This is a genomic window from Acinetobacter sp. YH12098 (genome assembly GCF_013419235.1).
Lineage (GTDB): Bacteria > Pseudomonadota > Gammaproteobacteria > Pseudomonadales > Moraxellaceae > Acinetobacter > Acinetobacter amyesii.
This window is the reverse complement of the sequence record NZ_VPAO01000074.1, coordinates 1-4326: the sequence shown is the minus strand read 5'-3', so window position 1 is coordinate 4326 and position 4326 is coordinate 1. Positions and strand designations below refer to the sequence as shown.

Annotated in this window: 2 protein-coding genes and 3 pseudogenes; all 5 read left to right on the top strand. The window is 35.4% G+C overall.

The window, feature by feature from the left end; genetic code table 11:
• Positions 1 to 467, top strand: a pseudogene (locus tag FTU38_RS16380) (IS1 family transposase); the annotation flags it as partial.
• Between the two features lie 173 nt (positions 468 to 640).
• Positions 641 to 1066 (top strand): annotated as a pseudogene (locus tag FTU38_RS16375) (AraC family ligand binding domain-containing protein); the annotation flags it as partial.
• A 14-nt stretch (positions 1067 to 1080) separates the two neighbouring features.
• A pseudogene (locus tag FTU38_RS16370) lies at positions 1081 to 1149 on the top strand (transcriptional regulator); the annotation flags it as partial.
• A gap of 492 nt (positions 1150 to 1641) precedes the next feature.
• Entirely contained in the window at positions 1642 to 3117 is a 1476-nt protein-coding gene (msr(E), locus tag FTU38_RS16365) for an ABC-F type ribosomal protection protein Msr(E) (RefSeq protein WP_000052512.1), read from the top strand.
• 55 nt (positions 3118 to 3172) lie between these two features.
• A complete protein-coding gene (locus FTU38_RS16360; protein ID WP_000155092.1) occupies positions 3173 to 4057 on the top strand; it encodes an Mph(E) family macrolide 2'-phosphotransferase in 885 nt (294 codons plus the stop codon).
• Positions 4058 to 4326: the final 269 nt, after the last annotated feature.

Genomic DNA, 4326 nt, shown 5'->3' with positions numbered 1-4326 from the left:
AAAGTTTTACGTACTTTAACTGAATCAACCTATGAAATTCAGCCTCAGCAAAGTCATTATGAATCTCTCGAAGTAGATGAGTTCTGGAATTTTGTTGGAAATAAAAAGAATAAACAATGGCTTATTTACGCCTATCATCGAGAAACAGGTGAAATTGTTGCTTATGTTTGGGGTAAACGAGATTTAGCTACAGTCTAACAATTGAAGACAAAGCTTAAACAATTAGATATTCACTACACCCGAATTGCAAGTGATCATTGGGACAGTTTCATCACTGCTTTTAAAAATGGTAAGCAAAGTATTGGTAAATTTTTTACTGTAGGTATTGAAGGCAATAATTGCAAAATAAGGCATAGAATTAGGCGTAGCTTCAGAAGAAGCTGTAATTTTTCAAAAAAGCTTGAAAACCATTTTAAAGCTTTTGATTTAGCCTTCTTTTCTTTTACATCAATAATGGCTTCATTTAAAGGCAGCATACTTTTTGAAGCACCACCAAAATTTTATGTTAAGTAGAGACTAAAAATGCCCTTGATTAAGGGCTTACAAGGGCATTTTGTATAAGGTGTATTATGTTAATTTTAGAATTTCTTCATTAGATAATTTTTGATAAGCTAAATCCATTAGGACTAATTAAGTAAATATGAGCAATTGGGTCAATGTCACACAGGATAAGTCTACAGGTATAGAACTAATTCATGCCCACTTCAAAGGCTTTGCATACGATCCTCATCTACACTCAAGTTATCTTATAGGGGTAACAGAGTTAGGACATCAACAATTCAATTGTAGAAAAAAAATTATTGATAGCTATCAAGGTCAAACTTTCATGCTTGAACCTGAAGAAGTTCATGATGGTAATGCACCAGATCCTCTCGGCTTCACTTATAAAATGATGCATTTAGATCCAGCATGGTTAAAAAAAAGCTATGAAGGAATATTTAATGAGCCTATCGAACTTGCTATCGAATCAACCCTACGTTCTGATCCTCAACTTTCACATTTGATACTTTCAACCTACAATATATTGAATAACAATGAATCTCAATTGATGAAAGATACGTATTTAGATCTTTTATTAGAAAACGCTATCCAACTGGACCAGCAGCTACATTGATTCGAATTTTAGATGCTCACCCAAGCCTTATTTGAAAAAATTACTTAAAAAATGGGAGCTTAAGGCTCCCATTTTTATTTCGTATAAGGTGTATTATGTTAATTTTAGAAAATCTTCACTACTATTATTTTAAAATAAGCCTTATATCCAAGCATAAAACAAGGTTGTCTAGACTTCTTTTAACAGTAAAGTTATCATAAAACTGAATTTTATTTTTTAGGTAAGTTTATGCATTCTATCCGCATTCGTTAAGACACAACTATTTGCATAGTGACACTATTTTATAATGGTGGGCTTTTGTTGTGTCTTTAAGAATATATGCGGATATATAAAGTAAAAGTATGCTTAATTTATAAGTATGCTTTTAGTGCATAGTTTCCAGTTATAACTTAATTGACTAGCTATTTGTCCACCCTGTGGATGAATAGCTTTTTTTTTGGGAGGACACTGTGATGCTAGCTTTTGTTTTCACCTAAATCCTGTTTGCTGCATAAAAAATTTCAAGAGCTAAACAGGAGTAAATAAAAATGAGTTTAATTATTAAAGCGAGAAACATACGCTTGGATTATGCTGGGCGTGATGTTTTGGATATTGATGAATTGGAAATTCACTCTTATGACCGTATTGGTCTTGTGGGTGATAACGGAGCAGGAAAGAGTAGTTTACTCAAAGTACTTAATGGCGAAATTGTTTTAGCCGAAGCGACATTACAGCGTTTTGGTGATTTTGCACATATCAGCCAACTGGGCGGAATCGAAATAGAAACGGTCGAAGACCGGGCAATGTTATCTCGCCTTGGTGTTTCCAATGTACAAAACGACACAATGAGTGGCGGAGAGGAAACTCGTGCAAAAATTGCTGCCGCATTTTCCCAACAAGTACATGGCATTCTAGCGGATGAACCAACCAGCCACCTTGATCTCAATGGAATAGATCTACTTATTGGTCAACTTAAAGCATTTGATGGAGCATTACTTGTTATCAGTCATGACCGATATTTTCTTGATATGGTTGTAGACAAGATATGGGAGTTAAAAGACGGTAAAATTACGGAATATTGGGGTGGTTACTCGGATTACTTGCGTCAAAAAGAAGAAGAGCGACAACACCAAGCCGTAGAATATGAGCTGATGATGAAGGAACGGGAGCGATTAGAATCTGCTGTGCAAGAAAAACGCCAGCAAGCTAATCGATTAGACAATAAGAAAAAAGGAGAAAAATCCAAAAACTCTACCGAAAGTGCTGGACGACTTGGGCATGCAAAAATGACTGGCACCAAGCAAAGAAAACTGTATCAGGCAGCTAAGAGTATGGAAAAGCGTTTGGCTGCATTAGAAGATATTCAAGCACCAGAGCATTTGCGTTCTATTCGTTTTCGTCAAAGTTCAGCCCTAGAACTGCACAATAAGTTCCCGATTACGGCAGATGGTCTGAGCTTAAAATTTGGTAGCCGTACTATCTTTGATGACGCTAACTTTATAATACCGCTTGGCGCTAAAGTCGCTATAACTGGATCGAATGGAACAGGGAAAACGTCCTTGTTAAAAATGATATCAGAACGTGCTGATGGATTAACCATATCTCCAAAAGCTGAAATTGGCTACTTTACACAAACAGGATATAAATTTAACACGCATAAATCTGTGCTCTCCTTTATGCAGGAAGAGTGCGAGTACACAGTTGCGGAAATTCGTGCAGTATTGGCTTCAATGGGGATCGGAGCGAATGATATTCAAAAAAACTTATCCGACTTATCGGGAGGTGAAATCATCAAACTGCTTTTATCCAAAATGCTTTTAGGAAAATATAATATTTTGCTTATGGATGAACCAGGAAACTATCTTGACCTAAAAAGTATTGCCGCATTAGAAACAATGATGAAGTCCTATGCAGGAACTATTATCTTCGTATCTCATGACAAGCAATTGGTCGATAATATTGCTGACATTATCTACGAGATCAAAGACCACAAAATCATCAAGACTTTTGAGAGAGATTGTTAATGATAGCCAATCTAATCCGAACATTAATTATTGAACTCTTTAAAGGAAATTAAAAATGACAATTCAAGATATTCAATCACTTGCTGAAGCACACGGCTTGTTGCTTACGGACAAAATGAATTTCAATGAAATGGGCATTGATTTTAAGGTCGTTTTTGCTCTTGATACAAAGGGGCAACAATGGTTGCTGCGTATTCCTCGTCGTGATGGCATGAGGGAACAAATCAAGAAAGAAAAACGCATTTTAGAATTGGTAAAAAAACATCTTTCTGTAGAGGTTCCTGATTGGAGAATTTCATCTACAGAATTAGTGGCTTATCCCATACTTAAAGATAATCCTGTTTTAAATTTGGATGCTGAAACCTATGAAATAATTTGGAATATGGACAAAGATAGCCCGAAATACATAACATCTTTGGCAAAAACCTTATTTGAAATCCATAGTATTCCTGAAAAAGAAGTTCGGGAAAATGATTTGAAAATTATGAAACCTTCAGATTTAAGACCTGAAATAGCAAACAATTTGCAGTTAGTAAAATCTGAAATTGGTATAAGTGAGCAATTGGAAACCCGCTACAGAAAATGGTTGGATAATGATGTTCTATGGGCAGATTTCACCCAATTTATACATGGCGATTTATATGCTGGGCATGTACTAGCTTCAAAGGATGGAGCTGTTTCAGGCGTTATTGATTGGTCAACAGCCCATATAGATGACCCAGCGATTGATTTTGCTGGGCATGTAACTTTGTTTGGAGAAGAAAGCCTCAAAACTCTAATCATCGAGTATGAAAAACTAGGGGGTAAAGTTTGGAATAAACTATATGAACAGACTTTAGAAAGAGCAGCGGCCTCTCCTTTGATGTATGGTTTATTTGCCTTAGAAACTCAAAATGAAAGCCTTATCGTTGGAGCAAAAGCTCAGTTGGGAGTTATATAATTTAAAAATATGATTGCTGAGAACTGCCTTGTTTTGAAACTTGGTTGGCTTTAATTAGTTTTTAGTATTCTTTATAGAAAATGCCTCGATCAAGGGGCATTTCTAACAATCATTTAACATAAAATTTCTTATGTGAAGTAACCTTGTTAGAACCCATTTAAAGTGTCTATATTCTCACCAATAAAAATGTCTAGTTTATGATGGTTTTTATCACCATGGACTGGATATAAATATAGATGCTGATCACTATGTCTGACAAAGAAATTCAA

Bases quoted from the DNA above. Each gene is read 5' to 3' on its own strand.
- FTU38_RS16360 (WP_000155092.1), top strand. From the start codon at position 3,173: ATGACAATTCAAGATATTCAATCACTTGCTGAAGCACACGGCTTGTTG.